The organism is Gracilimonas amylolytica (genome assembly GCF_002911695.1).
GTDB classification, from domain to species: Bacteria; Bacteroidota; Rhodothermia; order Balneolales; family Balneolaceae; genus Gracilimonas; species Gracilimonas amylolytica.
The window spans coordinates 34,363-54,876 of record NZ_PQBS01000019.1; the positions used below are offsets into that span (position 1 = coordinate 34,363).

Below are 20,514 nucleotides of genomic sequence, written 5' to 3' on the forward strand. Positions count from 1 at the left end.
ATATTCGGGCTCATAATTCACATATTTAAACAATGAAAGATTCAAATTCCTCAAAAGGACTCTTTGCATGGGCTATGTATGATTGGGCCAACTCCGCCTATTTCGTGATGATCCAAACCTTTGTATTTGCTGCCTATTTTGCTCAATCCATCGCTGAAAATGAAACCACCGGTACAGCCCTTTGGGGAAATATGATCGGACTGGCGGGTTTTGTGATAGCGCTGACGGCTCCATTGCTGGGTTCCATTGCGGATGAAGGTGGACGCCGTAAACCGTGGATTGGCTTTTTTACGCTGATGTGTATTTTTGGCTGCGGTATGCTATGGTTTGCCGAACCCGGTACAGATTTTATCTGGTTTGCGTTGATCATGGCTTTTATTGCCACAGTTGGAGCGGAACTTTCCTTCATCTTTTACAACGCGATGTTGCCTGACCTGACGACCAGCCTTAACATTGGGAAGTGGTCAGGCTGGGGCTGGGCCATGGGCTATGCGGGTGGATTATTTTGCCTGATCATCTGTTACTTTGGGTTTGTTGAGAATGGGGCGGAGCTTTTTGGACTGAATGAAGGGTCCCTTCAAAATGTAAGGATCACTTTTTTGTTTACAGCCATATGGTATGCCTTGTTCAGCCTGCCCTTGTTCTTAAAAACTCCGGATACTCCTTCTAAAAATAAGACCATCAGGCAGGCTCTAACTGACGGTAAGCAAGAGCTGAAAAACGGGTTGGTAATGTTAAAGGATGAGCCGAACATCTGGAAATTTCTTCTTGCCAGGATCTTTTATAATGATGGACTTGCCACCATCTTTGCAATGGGTGGTGTATATGCTGCAGGGACCTTTAATTTTGATACCGGTCAGATATTCATGTTTGGAATCGCTCTCAATTTTACGGCAGGATTAGGGGCATTTGGGTTTGCATGGCTGGATGACATCAGCGGAAGTAAGAAAACCATTGTACTGGTTTTAACAGGATTGATCATACCGGTAGTGGCAGTACTTTTTGTAGAATCCGAAACCTGGTTCTGGATCTGGGGTTTACTGCTTGGGATCTTTGTGGGACCGGTACAGGCATCAAGCCGCACATTCATGGGCAGACTTGCGCCACAAGATAAAAGAAATCAAATGTTTGGACTGTTTGCACTATCCGGAAAAGTGACGACATTTGCCGGCCCGATCATGGTAGGGTGGATCACGCTGATCATGAACAGTCAGCGCTGGGGCATGAGTGCCATATTACTGCTGTTGGTGATAGGACTCATTCTTATGTTTAGTGTTGAAGAAATTCAGGGAACAAAACATGAGAAAGTCCCTCAAAGATTATAACAAAGAAAAAAATGTATTTATCTACTTATTTATTAAATTAACGCAGAATTTAATGCTGTTTAAGTACAGTACATTTTAGTAGCGGGTGTTTTTCGTTGAGATAAATGCTCTTAACCAAAATATAATTTAAAGGAGTACACACATGAGTAGAATGGACGACATCAACAACGTAGTTGAAGAATTACAAGTTGACATGCAGAAGTTTTATGAGAAAGGAAACAAAGCAGCCGGAACCCGGGCTCGTAAGCATCTGATGACTCTTAAAAACATGGCCCACGAAATTCGTCAGGAAATTCAGGCTAAGAAAAACGAAATGTAATATTCTACAATTACGTAGTTTTTAAAAAAAAGCCACCATTGTGTGGCTTTTTTTATGCCATAAATTTTTTTAAAAGCACGTAGTTTCTACCTTTAGTAAAAACAAGGAACGTTGACCTATGCAGACAGAACCCTCCCAAAGAATTCACAAAAATGCGACCAAGGCATGGACTGTCAATGCACTTATCGTTGGGCTGGTTTGGTTTATCCCATTAGTGTTCTTTGTGGTTCTTTCCATTGGTGGTACCGTCAATACGGAAGTAAAATGGTATCAGGGGATCGATTGGTTCGTGTTTTCGCTATTGTTGATAGGTGGATTATTTATGTATCTGCTGATAGGATTGATTTATCCAAAGTTACGCTGGCAACGATGGAAATATGATGTTTCGGAAAAAGAGATCGATCTGCTAAGAGGGATCATAATCAAGAAGCGAACACTGGTTCCGATCAATCGTGTTCAGCATGTGGATACGCGACAGGGGCCCGTGTACAGAAAATTTGGTCTATCATCTGTAACCATATCCACGGCAGCAACGACACACGAGATTCCCGCTCTTGATGATGAAACGGCCAATGAATTGCGAAATACCATCTCAACCCTGGTGAGAAAAGTGAAAGGTGATGTCTGATTTCAAGAAACAACACCCGGTAGCTGCCGTTTCTCAGGTTTTTGAAACCATTAAACAGAATTTTATTACGCTCATCATTCTGTTCTTTATAGGGACTTCCAACACAGAAGGGTATTTTTTGTATTTCCTGGCAGCCGCTCTTGGTTTATCCCTGTTTGCAGGGGTATTCGGCTGGTGGGTCTTCCGGTATAGGGTAAAGGATGATGAACTACAAATCCGGAAGGGGGTATTTGTTAAAAATAACATCTACATGTCAAAAGACAGAATTCAGGTAATAGACATCACTGAGGGTTTGATACAGCGACTGTTTGGCTTGGTGAAGGTGGAGATCAAAACGGCCGGCGGGGGAACGGAATCGGCTACGATCAGTGCGATCACCCGGGAGGAAGCGGAAGCACTCAGAACGGAATTGCGGAAGAAAAATGGACCGGTGTCGGCTGAAGCCGAAGATGGTTTTACTGATGAGCAGGAAGAAGAAGAAATTCTTGATACCTGGAAATTGCCAAACAAAGATCTGGTTTATGCGGCCTTTACCTCAGGAAATTTTGGTTTGATCGCTTCTATACTTGGTGCGGTGTCCGGTCAGCTTAATGAGGTGATAAATGAAGAAACGATAGAGTATTTGTATGAAATACTACCGGGTTTCAACAATGTGACAATGATCATAATGGTGGTTGTAGCTATCATCGTGGTCTCATGGACACTATCATTTCTTGGCGTGATCTTCAATTACTCAGATTTTCGCCTTCAAAAAACAAAGAAGGAGCTCATTATCACTAGTGGACTTATTGAAAGGAAGCATATCACAATACCCTTTGATAGAATACAGGCGGTACGATTTGTGGAAGGAGTGATCCGTCAGCCTTTTGGATACGGCATGGTTTATGTGGAAAGTGCCGGGTTCAATCAGACTCAAAAAGACCGTTCTATTGTGATCGCTCCATATTTGGCTGCTGATGCATTCAGCACATTTTTGAGTGATTTTCTCCCGGAATATCAGGAACCGGACTACGAGATGACTCCACAACCCAAAGTTAAATTCCGTTACATCAGACGGCCTGCATACCTGATACTTTTAGTTTTACCGATCGTGTGGTTTTTGCTGGACTATGGTTGGTTACTTGGTTTGATGTTACCGGTAATGGGCTTTTTGGGTTGGCTGCGTTACAGAGATGCCGCTATAGGTATTAACGAAGAGTATATCCGCTCAAGGTTCAGAAATATTTCAAGGACCACTGCGATCTCTAAACGGATCCGCGTGCAGAATGTGGAACTCTCCCAGAATCCGTTTCAAAAGAGGAAGCAGGTGTATAGTCTGTCCACAACGGTGGCATCAGGCGCGGGAGGTATGAACTTTGAGGTTGATGACCTTGACAAAGACGACTGTATGCAGGTTTATAATTGGGTGGCCGGAAATGTAAGTGTAACTGAACCGGATGATGCAGTGGAAGAGATGATCAATTCCGATCAGGCAGGATCACACTTTTAAGAAACCATTTCTTGTTTGAGGTTAAAGGTGATCTTAAACCTGGTCCATTCATCCTGACTGATATCAAGCTGACCATCAATGCGCTGTACCAGTACTTCGATGAGTGTCATTCCCAAAGAGTCGGAATCATTGATGTCGAAGTTCTTATCCATCTTGTTCCCGTCACTTTCTATAGATAATTCCACCTTATCATTTATTACATTTAATAACACTTTTAAGGTACCTGAGTTCAGCCCGTTAAAGGCATGTTTATAGGCATTATTGATGAGTTCATTCAGTATCAAACCGATAGGAATGGCACTGTTGATATCTACGGTCAATGGAGCAAGATCCATTTGTATATCAATGTTTCTGTTATCAGACAGATAGGCTCGTTTAATTTCTTCAGTTATTTCAGAGATGTAGGTATTCAGGTTGATATCTGAAAGAGTGGTAGATTCGTAAAGCTTTTCATGAACCTTTGCGATCGATTTGATACGTGCCTGACTGGAAGAGAGCATATTTTGTACGTCTTCGCTGACCCCCTCTTTTTGCAGCTCAAGAAGACTGGAAATGATCGCGAGATTATTCTTTACCCTATGGTGGATCTCCTTCAGTAAGAGTTCCTTTTCCTTTAAAGATTCTTTTATGGTTCTTTCTTGTTGTTTTTGAGTCGAAATATCCCTTACGACTCCAACAATTGCGGTTGCATTTCCCTGCTCATCATGAATTAATGACCGTACATTACTAACCCATTTGTATTCACCGCTCTTGGTTTGGAGCCTGAACTGGGTTTCCGATAAAAAGTCCTTAGAACTAAGTTCATCATATTTTTCTATTTCTCTATTCATTCGTTTTAGATCATCAGGGTGAGTGATCGATAGAACAAAGGGTATCCCTCCTTCAATATAGACCTGTTTTTCATATCCAAGCATATCGTAAACACCCGGACTAACGAATTCATAGGATCTGGTTTTCAGGTTTAATTTGTAGAGGAAGTCTTTAGAGTTATCAAGAATATTTTTGAGCTGTTCCTCACTTTCCTTTATTAGCTTTGTATAGGTCTGGGTGGATTGATAAAAGCGTAAAGTGATCCAGACCCCAATAAATATCAGAATGAGTCCAAGTGAGATGGTGCTCCATCGTAAGATCTCATTGATCAAACGAGCCATGTTTCCCATAGCAAGAGAAAAGCTGTATTCAAGATCGGTCAATTCATGATCCAGGGTTTCGAGGTTTTCCATCCAGCGTGTTTTCTGTACCAATGAAACAGTATCACTGTTTTGGATAACGGAATGGATGTCTGCTGCAAATTTTCTTAATTCCCCAATTTTTTCATCACCCGCTGGCCACGTTTCGATCGCTTCATTCACATGAGAGAAACCCTGAAATCTTCGAAGAAGGTTGATCATGTCATCAACATCGTCCGGGTGGTTTTTACCGGTTATAAAACCTTCGTAGGCAACGTCGTAGTCGAAATCGTCTTTCTGAAGTTCTTCACGACCGATCCTATCTCCCTCAATGACCCGAAGTACACTTTTGAAGTGTTCATATTTTGCAGGATCCTCAGTTATTATATAATTGCTGAGATGTAAGGCGGCTTCTTTTTGAGCCTTAGCCCAATAGCCCTCTCCGGCAACATAGCCGCGAACACCGGAAGAAGTGTTGATCGATAAATTCACAACAAATATAAGTAATAGCGCACATAGCAAGCCGAATGCTACCACACCGAAGATCCTGCCATTACCGATCATTCGTTCTTTTTCCCCACTTATGTTCATGTATATTTAGAATATATGATATGAATCAAATTATAAACTACTATTTAACGAAATAAAAATCGCAATAGTAGTTTTTATAAAAGTGAATGTTAATTGAGAATTAGATCAACGCATAAGTTTTTTGTACTTGATCCGATGTGGCTGATCATCTGTAATACCAAGCCGCTGTTTCTTGTTCTCCTCATACTCTTCGAAGTTACCCTCGAACCAGTAGACCTGGGAATTCCCTTCAAACGCCAGTATGTGGGTGGCAATACGATCAAGGAACCAGCGATCATGCGAGATCACTACAGCGCACCCGGCAAACTCCAATAGAGCTTCCTCGAGGGCACGCAGGGTGTTAACGTCAAGGTCATTCGTAGGTTCATCCAATAACAGTACATTGGCCCCTTCTTTCAGCATTTTTGCCAGGTGAACACGGTTGCGTTCTCCACCGGACAGTTCAGTGACCTTCTTCTGCTGATCACTGCCACTGAAGTTAAACCGGGCGACGTAGGCACGGGAGTTAACCTCTCTGTTGCCGAGTTTGATGGTATCATGACCTCCTGAGATCTCTTCCCAGATCGTTTTATCAGGATCCAGTGGTCGTTTTTGGTCGATATATCCGAGTTTTACGGTATCGCCGGTCACAAGTGTACCTTTATCCGGTGCCTCTTCTCCGGTGATCATCTTAAACAGGGTGGTTTTACCTGCGCCATTCGGTCCGATAACCCCAACAATACCACCCGGAGGCAGCTGAAAGTCCATGTCTTCGATCAACAACCGGTCTTCAAAACCTTTGGATACATGATCGGCCACGATCACTTTATCACCGAGGCGGGGTCCAGCAGGAATGAATATCTCCATATCATCCCGGCGCTTTTCATGTTCCTCAGAAAGCATTTCCTCGTATTTGTTGATACGGGCTTTACTCTTGGCCCGGCGCCCTTTGGGGTTCTGCTGGATCCATTCAAGTTCCTGCTTCAGGGTTTTTTGTCGTTTGGATTCTTCTTTCTCTTCCTGTGCAAGACGCTTGGATTTCTGTTCCAGCCATGAGCTGTAGTTTCCTTCGAATGGAATGCCTTCCCCTCGATCCAGTTCCAGGATCCAGCCGGCTACATTGTCGAGGAAGTAACGATCGTGAGTTACAGCGATCACGGTTCCCTCATAGCGTGCCAAATGCTGCTCCAGCCAGAGGACGGATTCAGCATCAAGGTGGTTAGTAGGCTCATCTAATAAAAGCACATCCGGTTTTTTCAGAAGAAGCCGGCAAAGAGCAACACGCCGGGCTTCACCACCGGAAAGCACTTCAACGGAGGTATCTCCGGGAGGGCACCTGAGGGCATCCATAGCCTGTTCCAGTTTGCTGTCAATATCCCATGCATCGATCTGATCGATCTTTTCTTGCAGTTTGGCCTGCTTCTCGATCAGTTTTTCAAAATCCGCATCCGGATCACTGAACTGAGCATTAATGGATTCATATTCTTTAAGCAGATCCATGGTTTCCTGTACGCCTTCCTCAACGATCTCTTTCACCGTTTTTGAAGGATCCAGTTTCGGTTCCTGGGAGAGATATCCAAAGGTGATGCCCTTTTGAAAACTGATATCACCCTGGTAATTCTGATCCTCACCGGCAATAATGCGCAAGAGGGTCGATTTACCGGCACCGTTAAGACCAAGAACACCGATCTTGGCCCCATAGAAAAATGAGAGGTAGATATCTTTTAAAACTGTTTTATTAGGTTTATAGGTCTTGGAAACCCCAACCATGGAAAATATGATCTTGTTATCGCTCAATGGAGTAAGATTTTATGTGAATATGAAAGGGGATAAAGGTACGAAATGCGTACCGATTTTAGGAAGGCATTTTTAACCGTGGAAAGCAGTTAAGGAATTAAGCAGAACCTATATGAAAGATCCTGCTCAATGTGGTCGATCATCAAAGATCAGCCCAATGATACATCCAGCACCATCATGACCACAAAACCAACCATAAGACCTAAAGTGGCCAGATCAGCATTACCGTGCTGTTGGCTTTCAGGAATTAATTCCTCCACCACCACGTAGATCATTGCACCTGCCGCAAAAGAAAGGGCGTAAGGCAGCACAGGAGTTATGTAGATCACGGCTGCAGCTCCGATCACCGCGGCTACCGGTTCAACAATTGCGGATAATTGTCCGTAGTTGAAACTTTTTAACCGGCTGACTCCATCCCTGCGCAAAGGCATTGATATGGCAACCCCCTCAGGGAAATTTTGAATCCCGATCCCGATAGCGAGGGCAACAGCACCCACCACAGTGGCTCCTCCATCCAGTTCCAATCCAAGGCTGGCGGCTCCAAACAGAACCCCGATGGCAAGTCCTTCCGGAATATTGTGAAGGGTGATGGCCAGCACGAGCAGGGTGGCGCGTTTCCATTTAGTGTCCACTCCCTCTGCTTCGTCACGGGGCAGGCCAATGTGAAGGTGGGGAATGTAGGCATCACAGATCCTTAGGAACAAACCACCAAGTAAAAAACCGACAGCAGCAGGTATCCACCCGATCATATCCTGGGCTTCTGCGAGATCAATACCGGGTATGATCAGTGACCATACACTGGCTGCGATCATAACGCCGGCTGCAAAACCCATCATTCCATCCAGCACTTTGTAATTAATGGTCTTGGTGAGGAACACCAAGGCCGCACCAAGAGAAGTTACACCCCAGGTGAAAAGGCCTCCAATGAGTGCCTGTGTGATAGGGCTAAGGTTGAGAAACCAGTCAGGGATAAATTCCATAGAGATTCAATTTGTAATTATTTGATATAACATATATTAAATTTAGCCTTGGCTAAATATATAAAATTTTGGCTATTACTATACAGGAAATAATTTTACTAACTTGGCATGAATTCTACAGAAAAAATTTGGGAATGAGCAAAGATCTAAGAGCATTTGAAGATCCGATTGAAAGTGGACTTATACGCATATTTGTAAGGATCAGCAGTGTAGTATGTACATTCGAAAATGACGCTCCGGATTTTGTTAAGGCTGAAGATGATACCCCAAAATTGAGAGTACTTCCCGAATCCGGTATCACCGAACTGACCGATGCTTTTAATAACTCATTGAGTTTGATAAGGGACAAAAGGAAAAGTACTGATGACCGACTGGTTTGGTCAGTTGAAGAGGGGGGCGTTTGGTTTGACATCCCTATGGAGGAAGTAAAACAAGTCTGGGTTTCAGAATTCAGCTTTCACATTGAAAGTGAAAAGCCCCGATACCTGGCCTATTACGTGAAGGATGTTGACCACAAGATCGAATGGCTTCAGCAGGATGATGAAACCGGTGAGATCAGGTCGTTAAGTGTGCATAAAAAAACCTTTAAACCCAGCCCGCTTTCGGAAAAGGAAAGTTATAGTGGGGCAGAAGTTGTCAGGTGCGCGGATATGATCGGCCGGGCTGCCAAAAAGATCGATATCAGAACGGGTTCGGCCCTGGTGAAATTCAACACGGATAAAGGCCGCCTTGAGACACTGATCACAGGTATGGCCGAAAAGTTGGGTTACAGGATCGAACCACTTGATAAGGATACGATCGCAAGTGAAAATGAGAAGGATAACAGTGTTAGCCATGTTATTTCACTCAAATAAAAAGCCGGAACAAATGATCTGTCCCGGCTTTTGGTAAAAGTGATGTTCGGTATGATTCAGATCAGCTAGATCATCTGTCCATTTTCCAGAAGATGATGCCACCTGCTTGTTTTCCGGTTTCAACCACATCCACGCGTTGGAGTGTTTCAAGGTTGATAATATCAACAGACCCCGGTTCACCGCCAATGCCCTCAACTGATATAAAGGCAAATTTGTCATCCGGTGAGATCGTAACACCATGGCTTACTTTTCTGCTGTTAGGGATCTTTGCCAGTTCCTGTCCTGACTCAAGATCCCAGATCCCGGTTGCCCCTTCACCTTTATAGGTCACAACCAGCAGTTTTCCATCGTGAGTTACTTCGAGGTTGTAGGGAGCTTTTCCACTGCTCCATCGTTTGGTGACTTCCCACTTCCCGGTATCCACTTCGAGAATCTCATCTGAGCCATTCCCTGCAATATAAACAAGGGGTTTGGTTGGGTGGGGATCAGCCCATGTCGGTTTTTCCACCGGGTTATGCTCCATGCTGTCATGATCCATATTGCTGTGATCCATATCACCGTCACCATGATCCATGTTTGAGTGGTTCATCTCAGAACCGGTGTGCATATTATGGGCACTGTTATTGGCATCTTTACCGAGTTTGAGTCGGCGTGATACTTCCAGCATTTTGGTATCGATCTCAATGAGCTCATCGGTCATCATGGATACATGATACTGCCGGGTTCCATCATCTGAAATGCGTGAACCGTGGGGCATGATCCCGGTCTCAATATCATCAAGCCGCATCATAGTTTCAGGTTCAACAACCGATACCGTGCTAGGCTCCATATCGCCATGCAAGTTGAAGTTTACGATATAGAGCAACCCGGTACTGGATGAAATATCCATAGTGGCCGGAAAGAGTCCAAGTTCAACTTCATCCACATACTCGTTGGTTCCTGTTTCGTATTTCCAAAGGGAACCGTATGGCATGCCGTGCGCGATGCTTACAAACCAATAGTTACCATCAGGTGAAATATTAAGGCCATGGGGACCTTCATTTTCCTGTGGCCAGGTTCCCACATCAATGGTCTCAGCGATCGAGCCTTGCTGTGAATTTCCGTCAAAATGAACCAGGTGAACCTGATCGTCAGATTCAGCGGCAACGTACAAGTAATAATCCTGAGCAAACAGATCAGAAGCTCCCCAGCTGAGGAGTCCTCCGATCAGAATTGCCTGTAATGCTCTCTTAAAATGCATGGTACTTAATCTCTTGTTAGAATATTAGTTGGTTCCCTGCTGTGGTTTATCTACCAGTTTGATCGACCACAATCCGGAATTCCAGTCAGACATAAAGATGTTACCTTTATAAGGTTGAGGTCCCCATGTAAAAGGAGCATTTGGTACCAGGGCATCGGCGTGAGTTGGCTCAAATTTAGCGATCTCACGTCCCTGATCGTACAGGTTCCCCATCAATTCACCGGAAATATCAACGATACGAAGTCCGCCATTGTAGTAGGCCACGTAAAGTACATCACCAACCACCCAGAAGTTGTGAGTACCGGCTTCAGGAACCTGATATCGGGCTACTTCATCCGGATTTCCCCAACCATCAAACTTGATGAAGTGGATCCATCCTGCAGCGGCAACCGGATTATTTCGTGTTGGCAATCCGTATGGGAATGATTCGTCACCGGCAATGACGTAAAAGTCGCCCGTAGATTCGCTTTTGAAAGGGAAGGCTGCGTGATTTCTTCCGCTTGGGTAGGTATAGCTTCCAAGCATCACCGGGTTTTCAGGGGATCCTCCGGCATCGGCCAGTTCGCTGTTACGGCTTCCTATGTCAACGGCAACCACCCCATCTTTCCAGTTACTGGAGTATGCGATACCGTCCTCGATCCACACATCGTGAATAGAATGGCCCGGAGTATCCAGTTCAAAACGCCCAACTGTATATGGGTTGGCCGGATCTTCAATATTGATGATATCATACCGGCGACCGTTGTTAACCGCATAAACGTGGTCTTCGTAAATAAATGCGTTGTGAACCCCACCGGTCAGACCATCGGTATATTCTGAGATCACACTCACATTTCGTGGATCAGATACATCCAAAATGACAATACCGTTCTTACGGTTTGATGCGCCCTCGCGGGTGAGTACTCCAATGGTACCGTCTTCCGAGATCTTTACATCATTCACGGTACGAGCGTCAACCCGAACGGTATCCACAGCCACCATATTTGTTGGGTCGGTCACATCCCAGAAGTAGGTATCACCGTTAGCTCCCCAGGTTCCGGTAATGGCATAATCGCGGCCATCCACACCTTCCCAGACCCAAAGGTCGGATGTGTGTACGTCAAGCACTTCAGCATGGCCAAGCAGCTCTACATCTTTTGCTACATTACGTTCGCGTACTCTGATTACCTGATCGGTTACAGCATCTCCGGATCGCGCACTTAAAATAAACGTACCCGGTACGTTTGCTACAAATTTTCCTTTTTGGTTGATCTGTCCCTCGGCACCCTGACCCAGGTTATCATCCGGTTGGGCCACAAATGAGTACGTGATCGGTGCATCAACAGTTCTACCGTTAGCCGCTTTGGCTGTAGCATTCAGGGTGATCACATCACCGGTTCTGATGCTGGTTTCAGTGTTTGCGATCTCAATGGTTTGAGCCGGATTGGCTTTGATATTCAGATTAAGGGTAGCAGATTTACTTTCAGAGGTTGCTGTAACCCGAACATTACCGGGCTTTAGAGCCAGCAGTTTTCCATGGCTTACCGTTGCCACCGATTCATTGCTGCTGCGGAAGGTGACATCAGGATCTTCTCTGATGAGGTCCATTTCATCGGTTACCTCGACGTGCAGATCGATGGTTGTTTTTGCATACACATTTTCCGGAACCTGCTTAAAAGCTACCTCAGCGATAGGTGGATAGGGAACCTCGATCTCAAAGTTTCTGGTAACCCGCTCTTCACGCGGACCGGATCTCATGGCTATGACCGTATAGTTGCCGGGTTTATTGGCTTTAACGAATCCTTCACGAGAAACTTCCAGGTCGGCCCCATTTCTGGAAAAGAATAGCACGGTGTCGGGTAAGGCCTGCCCCTGTGCATTCACTAATTTTGCTGACAACTGAAGCTCAGATCCAACTTCTACGACAACGGGATCGGGTTCAATTACAATTTTTAATGTGTTTGCATCCTGTGCAAAGATGTTACCGGTGCTCAAAAGCAAGACGGCGACTAAAAGTTTTAGTGCTTTTCCCATGATTTGATAAAATTAATTAGCGGAAATACTGATTTTGATTAGAGCACTAATAAATCAAAAAAAAATGACAAACTGAATTAATTGAAGAGCTAAATGATGCCTTTTTGAAGCGCTTTTTCCTTATTTTACAGAATCCGAATGTTAAGCTGTTTTCTGGAAATGAAGGACGGCAATTCAGTGTTTCATTTTTAAATTTCTAACCTCACGTTTTAGCCTAAATGAACATCAATTTCGACCGAGAAGTATTTGCTCACCGACACAATGGACCCGATCAGGAATCAACTCAAAAAATGCTGGAGGTTATTGAAGCTGATTCGCTGGACAAGCTGATCGATGAGACCATTCCTGAAGGCATCCGGCTGAAAAAACCATTGGAATTACCGGAGTCGTTGAGTGAGGCTGACTTTCTGAATGAATTCAAAAAACTGGCTGAGAAGAATAAGATCTTTAAATCGTTTATCGGGATGGGGTATTATGATACCTACATGCCCAATGTAATCAAACGGAATATTCTTGAGAATCCGGGCTGGTATACGGCTTATACGCCATATCAGGCTGAGATCGCACAGGGTCGGCTAGAGGCATTGATCAATTTCCAGACCGTGGTTACCGACCTGACGGGGATGGAGCTGGCCAATGCTTCATTATTGGACGAAGGAACCGCTGCTGCTGAAGCCATGAGCATGTTGTACGGGCAGCGTAAAGGTAAAAAGCGAAAAGAAGCGGATGTATTTTTTGTCTCGGAAGCTTGTCATCCTCAAACCATTGAAGTACTTCAGACACGGGCTGAACCGATCGATGTAAAGATCGTAGTTGGCGATCACAAAAAGCTGGATGTTACGGATCCAACATTGTTTGGTGTACTGCTTCAGTATCCTGCAACTGACGGTTCGGTTGAAGACTACACGAACCTCATTACCGCTGCTCACGAAAACGATGTTTATGCTGTGGTAGCTGCCGACCTGCTTAGCCTTACCTTACTGAAAGCACCGGGAGAGATGGGAGCAGATGTTGTGGTTGGCTCCTCACAGCGCTTTGGAGTCCCTATGGGCTATGGCGGACCGCATGCAGCCTATTTTGCTACTCAGGAAAAATTTCAGCGCAAGATCCCGGGCCGTATTATTGGAGTAACCCAGGATGCCGAAGGGAAGCCGGCCTATCGTATGGCTCTTCAAACACGTGAGCAGCATATCCGTCGCGAGAAAGCGACCTCCAATATTTGTACCGCTCAGGTTCTTCTTGCCGTGATCGCCGGAATGTATGCCGTGTATCATGGCCCCGAGGGGTTGAAGAAGATCGCCTCTAAAGTGCATGGGCTGACCAAACTGACCAAAAAGGGTCTGGAAGCGATGGGTGTGGAGGTTATGACAGACAATTTCTTTGACACCATCACGGTAAAAGCAGATTCAGACAAAGTTCGTGCGATCGCTGAAAAGCATGAGGTGAATTTCCGTTTTGTGGATGAAGCAACCATCGGTATCTCATTTGATGAGGCCAAACACCTGGAAGATGCTGAACTGGTACTCAATATTTTTGCAGAAGCGCTTGGTAAGGATACTTCCTTTGATGTATTCGCTGAAGCTGAGAACACCAAGGTCGAGTTTCCGGATGAGCTGAAAAGAACGACCGATTTTATGGAACATCCGGTGTTCCATTTGTACCATTCCGAGCATGAAATGCTGCGGTACATGAAGCGATTGGAGAACAAAGACCTGTCTTTGGTTCACTCCATGATCTCTCTCGGTTCCTGCACAATGAAGTTGAACGCTACCGCAGAAATGATCCCTGTGACCTGGCCGGAATTTGGTCAGATCCATCCGTTTGCACCACGGAAACAAGCCAAAGGGTACACCCAACTGTTCGACGAACTTAGTGACTGGTTGTGTGAGATAACCGGATTTGCCGGTATGTCTCTTCAACCAAATTCCGGGGCGCAGGGTGAGTACGCCGGATTGATGACGATCCGTGCTTACCATCATGCCAATGGGGATGATCACCGCGATGTAGCCCTGATCCCATCCTCGGCTCACGGTACAAATCCTGCCAGTGCGGTTATGGCCGGTATGGATGTGGTAGTGGTTGATACGGATGATCATGGCAATATTTCCTACGATGACCTTAAGGCAAAAGCGGAAAAATACAGCGACCGGCTGGCAGCTCTGATGATCACTTATCCTTCCACACACGGAGTATTTGAACATAAAGTGAAGGATTTCTGTGAGATCATTCACCAGCATGGCGGACAGGTTTATATGGATGGTGCGAATATGAATGCACAGGTTGGCTTAACCAGTCCGGGTGAGATCGGGGCTGATGTCTGTCACCTGAACTTACACAAGACCTTCTGTATTCCACACGGTGGCGGTGGACCCGGTATGGGGCCGATCGGTGTGGCAGAACATCTGGTGCCCTTCCTGCCTTCACATTCTGTAATTAAAACAGGCGGTGATAAAGGGGTGACGGCTATTTCGGCTGCACCGTGGGGTAGCGCCAGTATTCTGACGATCTCCTATGCCTACATCAGAATGATGGGCGGAGATGGTCTGACCGATGCCACACGATTTGCAATCCTGAACGCGAATTATCTGAAGGATCGCCTCAAAGATCATTATGAGATCCTGTACACCGGCATGACCGGTCGTTCGGCCCATGAGTTCATTGTGGATCTGCGTCCATTCAAGCAATCAGCCGGCATTGAATCGGTGGATGTGGCTAAAAGGTTAATGGATTACGGATTCCATGCCCCAACCATGAGTTTCCCGGTTCCCGGAACCCTCATGATCGAGCCGACAGAAAGTGAGTCGATCGAGGAGCTGGACAGATTCTGTGAAGCCATGATCTCCATCCGGAAGGAGATACAGGAGATCGAGGATGGCATGGCCGATAAGGAAGATAACGTACTTAAGCATGCGCCACACACGCAGAGAGTAATGGTAGCAGATGAATGGACCCGAAGCTATCCGCGTGAAAAAGGTGCCTTCCCGCTTGAAGAGTTGAGATACGATAAACTCTGGCCGGCAGTATCACGAGTAGATGATGCTTATGGCGACAGAAACCTGGTGTGTGCCTGCATCCCAATGGAGGCTTACGAAGAAGGGATCGAAGTTATCGAATAACGAATATTGAACCTGCCTGCCGACGAGGCAGGCGCAGAGCGTCTTAACGAGGCAAACGAAGTGATTTCACAACCAAACATTCGTCAGACGGGCTCAAAGCCGTCAGACGAAGACGTGGTTACAAGGTTGCAAGGACCTCACTAACTCAACGTGCCAACGCAGAGCGTAGGCACGAGGATAAATGCCAAGGTTTGAGTTCGAATGAAATATCATTCAACCCCTCGTTAAGACGCTCTGCGTCGTAACGAACTCAGGAAGTGCTCAGGCTACTCTCGATCGTGATATCACTCATGAGTGTTCGGTGAACCGGACATTTCTTAGAGATCTCCAGCAGCTTATCTAACTGTTCCTGCGTCAGGTCTCCTTTAACGATCAGCTCCTTTTCAATGTGGTCGATCTTGCTTTTTGGGTCATCACACTCCCTGCAATCATCCGCATGCCGTTTGTTGTGGCGCAACTCCAGGTACATATCATCCAGTTCCCAGCCCTTACGCTCAGCATACATTTTTACCGTCATCAGGGTGCAGGAACCCAATCCCATTAATAAATAATCATAGGGATCAGGGCCGGCATCGGTTCCCCCCTTAACGCTTTCCGGTTCATCGGCAATCAGTTCGTGTTTACCTGCACTCAGCGTGGTCTTATAGGTTTCATCTTTTGGCAGGTGTACGTGTACGATCTTTTTCTCGCTCATATTTTAGGTGTGGTTAGAATGCTGATTTACAATTTCGTAACACATTGGTAACCAATGTTTAACGCTTACTAAAAGCCGGGATAACATAGGATGTGGATATTTACCATCAATCATCTATCCCATGGCTATGAAGCGTTCACTTGATACCGTTGTTTTATCTGATATTCATCTGGGAACCGTTGGCTGTCATGCGGTTGAACTGGTTCAATATCTGAATTCCATTGATCCAAAGCGAGTGGTTCTGAATGGGGACTTCATCGACATGTGGAATTTCAAGAAATACTACTGGCCGGAATCCCATATGCATGTGATCAGAACCCTCATCACCATGATGACCAACGGGGTTGATATCTATTATCTGACGGGTAACCACGACGAAACCTTACGAAAGATCTCAAGCCTGCAACTGGGACCACTTTTCATACGGGATAAACTGGTGCTGGAAATGAATGGGGAAAGCGTCTGGATCTTCCATGGAGACATTTTTGACATCACCATGAAACACAGTAAGTGGGTGGCCAAGTTAGGCGGAAAAGGGTATGAGCTGCTTATTTTACTGAACCGATGGATGAACAATCTATCAGAAAAAATGGGGTATGGAAAGTTTTCCTTGTCTAAAAAGATCAAGGACAGTGTGAAGCAAGCCGTGAATTTTATCGATGATTTTGAAGTCACGGCCATGGAACTGGCCATCGAGGAAGGTTATGATTACGTGATCTGTGGGCACATTCATCAACCGAAGATAAGAGGGTATGAGAATGATAAGGGATCGGTGATCTATCTGAATTCGGGCGATTGGGTTGAGAATCTGACGTGTCTGGAATATGACGGAGCCGAGTGGAGTCTATATCGTTACAGCGAAGATAAAATATTACAGGAGAGCCCAAGAATGAACCTTTTGATGAAGAGCCACACGTTTGATCAAAGGGTGATGATCGGATGAGAATTTTATACGGCATTCAGGGAACCGGACATGGGCACATCAGTCGGGCAAGGGTGGTGTTACCCAAGCTTCGGGAATATGCCGAAGTGGACGTCCTGATCAGTGGGTACAATTACAATATGTCAATCGATGGTCCGGTAGATTTTACAGCACGTGGGTTGAGCCTCACTTACGATCATAGGGGAAGTGTGGATCTTCTGGGAACAGCATTAGGCTTGAATCCGGTCAGGTTCATTCAGGATATTCAAAAACTGAAGGTTGAAGATTACGATTTTGTCGTGAATGATTTTGAGCCGGTGACCGCCTGGGCCGCAAAAAAAGCAGGTGTACCTTGCGTGGCCATCAGTCATCAGGCATCGTTTTTATCGGAAAAGGTGCCACGGACAGACAAACGATCACCGGTGGCAGAACAGGTCATGAAGCATTTTGCCCCCTGCACAGCTGCGGTTGGGTCACATTATCTGAGGTATGATGATTTTATCGAACCACCCATAATTCGACATCAGATCCGGGATCTTAATCCTTTGCAGGGGGAACATGTGACGGTTTACCTTCCGGCCTTCGACCATGAAACATTGGCTTCGATTTTCGGTTCAGTTAAAGAAGTAAATTGGGAGATCTTTTCACCTTCCTGCAGATCAGCCTATCAAAAGCATAATGTGAGGGTTAATCCCGTGGGCAAGGAATCATTCTTGAAGAGTATTGAACATTGTTTGGGAATTGTGTCCGCAACCGGATTTGAAACGAGTTCAGAAGCAATGTATCTGGGTAAAAAATTCCTCACGGTGCCCATCAGAAAACAATACGAACAACTCTGCAACGCTGCCGCTTTAAAACAGCTTGGTGGAGAGGTTGTTTATCGAATCGATCAAACATTCAGTAAAAAGCTGACTGATTGGGTTAAAAATGGAAAGGCATTGTATTTACCGGAGATATCGGATGAGGAAGCCCTGGTGCAGAAGATCATTAAGGCAGGAAATGGGGAGCATGAAAATGTGGATGAGTTCAAGTTGGAGCAAGCCTTGTAGCCTGACTCACATCCCTCTGGTTTTGAGCTGAAGCTCTCAACCTGTCTCCCTTCAAAGGGAGATTTATCCTTAGCAATTTGGGATGATGCTATCAAGTCGATCAGCAAAAGTTCAATCCTACTGATCAGGCGAAAATCCCTCTTTGAAGAGGGACAGAAAATGATCCCCGATCATTTTCAGGGGGATGTGAGTGGGTGCAATTTTAGTTATACTGTCATTAAAGTCAGATAAATCAGTAAGAAACCATGGTTTTTGGAAAAACGATAAAGATATTTTTGATAGATGGCGATCCCAACGGTCGAATGACCTGTGAATTATCAAATTGGACAGGAAAAGCATACAAAATCCCAAGAATTAAGCTTAAAGAGTGTACAGATCGTGATGAGTTAAATAGTACGGGGGTGTATCTACTATTTGGAAAAGATGAGGAAGGAAAGGATCTGGTTTACATTGGGGAGGCAGAATCTATTTATAAGAGATTGGTTCAACATTTAAACCAAAAGGACTTTTGGAATGAGACAATTGTATTTATAAGTAAAGACGAAAATCTGAATAAGGCTCACATTAAATATCTTGAAAATCGATTATTCGAAATTTCCCGAAGTGTAAATCGATATAAAGTTGCCAACTCTGTAACTCCAACTCAATCATCTATTTCTGAACCGGACCAGGCAGAAATGGAAGAGTTTATAGAGAATATTAAAATGATGGTTAATACTCTTGGTCATAAAGTATTTGAGGAAAAGAGAGAGTTAAAGAAACGTTTGAAATCTCAATCGTTTTTTATAGATAGTGTAAGAGGAACTAATGCGGAAGGTGAAGCAACTTCTGAGGGTTTTGTAGTTTTTAAGAATTCAAAAGCTGCAGGATCAATTGTCAATTCAATGACGGATAATTTCATCAAAATGAGAAACAGTTTGATAGATGAAGGTATTCTGATTCCAAATGATGAAAGTTTGATATTTGGTGAAGATTACATTTTTAGCAGTCCTTCGACAGCTGCGTCAATTGTGATGGGAAGAAATGCAAATGGACTTACAGAATGGAAGCAGGAGGATGGTACATCACGGGAGTGTTCATTAAAGTGTGTCAGGGGTTAAAAATCTATCTTCAAAGTAATCTACTAAATCCCGACGAACCGAGGACCATCCAAACATAGCTCCACTCCATTTGGTTTGGGCGTTTATCGTGGCCAGGTAGATTTGTTTAACAATAGCATTCTCGCAGCTGAATGCTCCTTTGGTCTTGGTTACTTTACGAACCATTCGGTGATAACTTTCAATTGGGTTATTGGTATAAATAACCCTGCGTAGTGCCGGTGGATACTTATAAAAATTAGTCAGCCGATCCCAGTTATTATGCCAGCTGCGAAAGATGACCTTGTATTTTGCTCCCCAGGTTTGTTCGGCCTGCTCCAGATACTGCTTTGCCGCTGATTCATTCAGGGCTGTATACACTTTCCTCAAATCCCGGCTTACCGCCTTATAGTCTTTGTAGTTGACATACTTGAGACTGTTACGCATTTGATGCACCAGGCATAACTGCACATCGGTGTGCGGGAACAGGTCCTCAATAGCTTCGGCGAAGCCAGACAAGTTGTCGATGCAGGCCACAAAGATGTCTTCCACACCCCGGGTTTGTAATTCGTGGAGTACGCTGCGCCAGAAACTAGCCGATTCAATATCTCCAAAGTAAATCCCCAGCACCTGCTTGACCCCTTCGGTGTTTACTGCCAGTACTGAGTACACGGCTTTGGATATGACTTTTCCGTGCTCGCGTACTTTAAAATGCATCGCATCCAGCCACATGACCGGATAGACCGAATCCAAGGGCCGGGACTGCCAGTCCAGGATCTCCGGCAGAATCCGGTCGGTGATCGCACTGAGCGTGCCTGTACTTACCTCTACGCCGTACATATCGCTCAGATGAGCCTGAATATCCCGGTAACTCATGCCCCGGCTGTAGAGCGAGAGAATCTTGGTATCCACATCACTGGTAAGCCGCCGCTGACGCTTGGGGAGTGTTTGTGGGGAAAAACTGCCATCGCGGTCACGGGGAGTAAAAATCTCAAATCCTCCCAACGAGCTTTGCACATTCTTGCTTCCACGGCCATTACGGCGATTGGAGCTCGTGCCCTTCTCCTGTTCCAGATGAGCATCCATCTCACCTTCCAGACTCGCTTCTATCACGCGTTTGAGCAGGGGCGTGAATACCCCGTTCTGACCCGTTAAGGGCTTTCCCTGGGTTAATTGCTCCGATAACTGTTTTACCAAAGCATCCAGGTGTTTGTTGTTTTTTGTAGGTTCCATGTGTCTAAGTTAGTTATGACACACTTAATTGAACAGTCTC

16 protein-coding genes are annotated in these 20,514 nt (G+C 45.2%); 9 read left to right on the top strand and 7 right to left on the bottom strand.

Annotated elements, in window-relative coordinates; translation table 11 throughout:
- The first annotated feature begins 32 nt into the window (after positions 1-32).
- From C3B73_RS05520 to C3B73_RS05535, 4 genes are all read left to right on the top strand, one after another.
- Entirely contained in the window at positions 33-1,325 is a 1,293-nt protein-coding gene (locus C3B73_RS05520) for an MFS transporter (protein WP_103664623.1), read from the top strand.
- A gap of 142 nt (positions 1,326-1,467) precedes the next feature.
- Complete coding sequence (locus tag C3B73_RS05525; RefSeq protein ID WP_103664624.1) at positions 1,468-1,644, top strand: histone H1; 177 nt, start codon at positions 1,468-1,470, stop codon at positions 1,642-1,644.
- A 118-nt stretch (positions 1,645-1,762) separates the two neighbouring features.
- Positions 1,763-2,272, top strand: a complete 510-nt coding sequence (locus tag C3B73_RS05530; RefSeq protein WP_103664625.1) for a PH domain-containing protein — start codon at positions 1,763-1,765, stop codon at positions 2,270-2,272.
- Positions 2,265-3,761 carry a PH domain-containing protein gene (locus tag C3B73_RS05535; protein ID WP_103664626.1) on the top strand — a complete coding sequence of 499 codons (1,497 nt, stop codon included), beginning with the start codon at positions 2,265-2,267 and terminating at the stop codon, positions 3,759-3,761. The genes C3B73_RS05530 and C3B73_RS05535 overlap by 8 nt, the downstream gene beginning before the upstream one ends.
- On the opposite strand, the gene C3B73_RS05540 is transcribed toward C3B73_RS05535, so the two are convergent.
- From C3B73_RS05540 to C3B73_RS05550, 3 genes are all read right to left on the bottom strand, one after another.
- Positions 3,758-5,521: a histidine kinase dimerization/phosphoacceptor domain -containing protein gene (locus C3B73_RS05540; protein ID WP_103664627.1), complete on the bottom strand. Its 1,764-nt coding sequence runs from the start codon at positions 5,519-5,521 to the stop codon at positions 3,758-3,760. The two genes, C3B73_RS05535 and C3B73_RS05540, sit on opposite strands and share 4 nt — an antisense overlap.
- 105 nt (positions 5,522-5,626) lie before the next feature.
- Complete coding sequence (gene ettA, locus C3B73_RS05545) at positions 5,627-7,297, bottom strand: energy-dependent translational throttle protein EttA (protein ID WP_232803020.1); 1,671 nt, start codon at positions 7,295-7,297, stop codon at positions 5,627-5,629.
- Positions 7,298-7,446: 149 nt separating this feature from the next.
- Complete coding sequence (locus C3B73_RS05550; protein WP_103664628.1) at positions 7,447-8,277, bottom strand: ZIP family metal transporter; 831 nt, start codon at positions 8,275-8,277, stop codon at positions 7,447-7,449.
- 134 nt (positions 8,278-8,411) lie between these two features.
- On the opposite strand from C3B73_RS05550, the gene C3B73_RS05555 reads away from it, so the two are divergent.
- Complete coding sequence (locus C3B73_RS05555; protein WP_103664629.1) at positions 8,412-9,131, top strand: hypothetical protein; 720 nt, start codon at positions 8,412-8,414, stop codon at positions 9,129-9,131.
- A 70-nt stretch (positions 9,132-9,201) separates the two neighbouring features.
- Here C3B73_RS05555 and C3B73_RS05560 read toward each other — a convergent pair whose 3' ends face one another.
- Together C3B73_RS05560 and C3B73_RS05565 are read right to left on the bottom strand one after the other, a co-directional pair.
- The gene (locus tag C3B73_RS05560) at positions 9,202-10,371 is read right to left on the bottom strand and encodes a YncE family protein (protein WP_103664630.1); all 1,170 of its coding nucleotides are present in this window, start codon (positions 10,369-10,371) and stop codon (positions 9,202-9,204) included.
- 24 nt (positions 10,372-10,395) lie between these two features.
- Positions 10,396-12,384, bottom strand: a complete 1,989-nt coding sequence (locus tag C3B73_RS05565; RefSeq protein WP_103664631.1) for an Ig-like domain-containing protein — start codon at positions 12,382-12,384, stop codon at positions 10,396-10,398.
- 218 nt (positions 12,385-12,602) lie between these two features.
- Here C3B73_RS05565 and gcvP point away from each other — a divergent pair, with 218 nt between their 5' ends.
- A complete protein-coding gene (gene gcvP, locus C3B73_RS05570) occupies positions 12,603-15,500 on the top strand; it encodes an aminomethyl-transferring glycine dehydrogenase (RefSeq protein WP_103664632.1) in 2,898 nt (965 codons plus the stop codon).
- Positions 15,501-15,750: 250 nt separating this feature from the next.
- Here gcvP and C3B73_RS05575 read toward each other — a convergent pair whose 3' ends face one another.
- Positions 15,751-16,194, bottom strand: coding sequence for an OsmC family protein (locus C3B73_RS05575; protein WP_103664633.1), 444 nt, complete (start codon positions 16,192-16,194; stop codon positions 15,751-15,753).
- A gap of 127 nt (positions 16,195-16,321) precedes the next feature.
- On the opposite strand from C3B73_RS05575, the gene C3B73_RS05580 reads away from it, so the two are divergent.
- The 3 genes from C3B73_RS05580 to C3B73_RS05590 all read left to right on the top strand — a co-directional run bounded on the left by C3B73_RS05580 (position 16,322) and on the right by C3B73_RS05590 (position 19,265).
- A complete protein-coding gene (locus tag C3B73_RS05580; protein WP_103664637.1) occupies positions 16,322-17,137 on the top strand; it encodes a UDP-2,3-diacylglucosamine diphosphatase in 816 nt (271 codons plus the stop codon).
- Positions 17,134-18,165, top strand: a complete 1,032-nt coding sequence (locus tag C3B73_RS05585) for a glycosyltransferase family protein (protein WP_103664634.1) — start codon at positions 17,134-17,136, stop codon at positions 18,163-18,165. Before C3B73_RS05580 ends, C3B73_RS05585 begins: the two co-directional genes overlap by 4 nt.
- A 245-nt stretch (positions 18,166-18,410) precedes the next feature.
- Complete coding sequence (locus C3B73_RS05590) at positions 18,411-19,265, top strand: GIY-YIG nuclease family protein (protein WP_103664635.1); 855 nt, start codon at positions 18,411-18,413, stop codon at positions 19,263-19,265.
- Here C3B73_RS05590 and C3B73_RS05595 read toward each other — a convergent pair.
- Positions 19,245-20,474, bottom strand: a complete 1,230-nt coding sequence (locus C3B73_RS05595) for an IS256 family transposase (RefSeq protein ID WP_103664478.1) — start codon at positions 20,472-20,474, stop codon at positions 19,245-19,247. The two genes, C3B73_RS05590 and C3B73_RS05595, sit on opposite strands and share 21 nt — an antisense overlap.
- Positions 20,475-20,514: the final 40 nt, after the last annotated feature.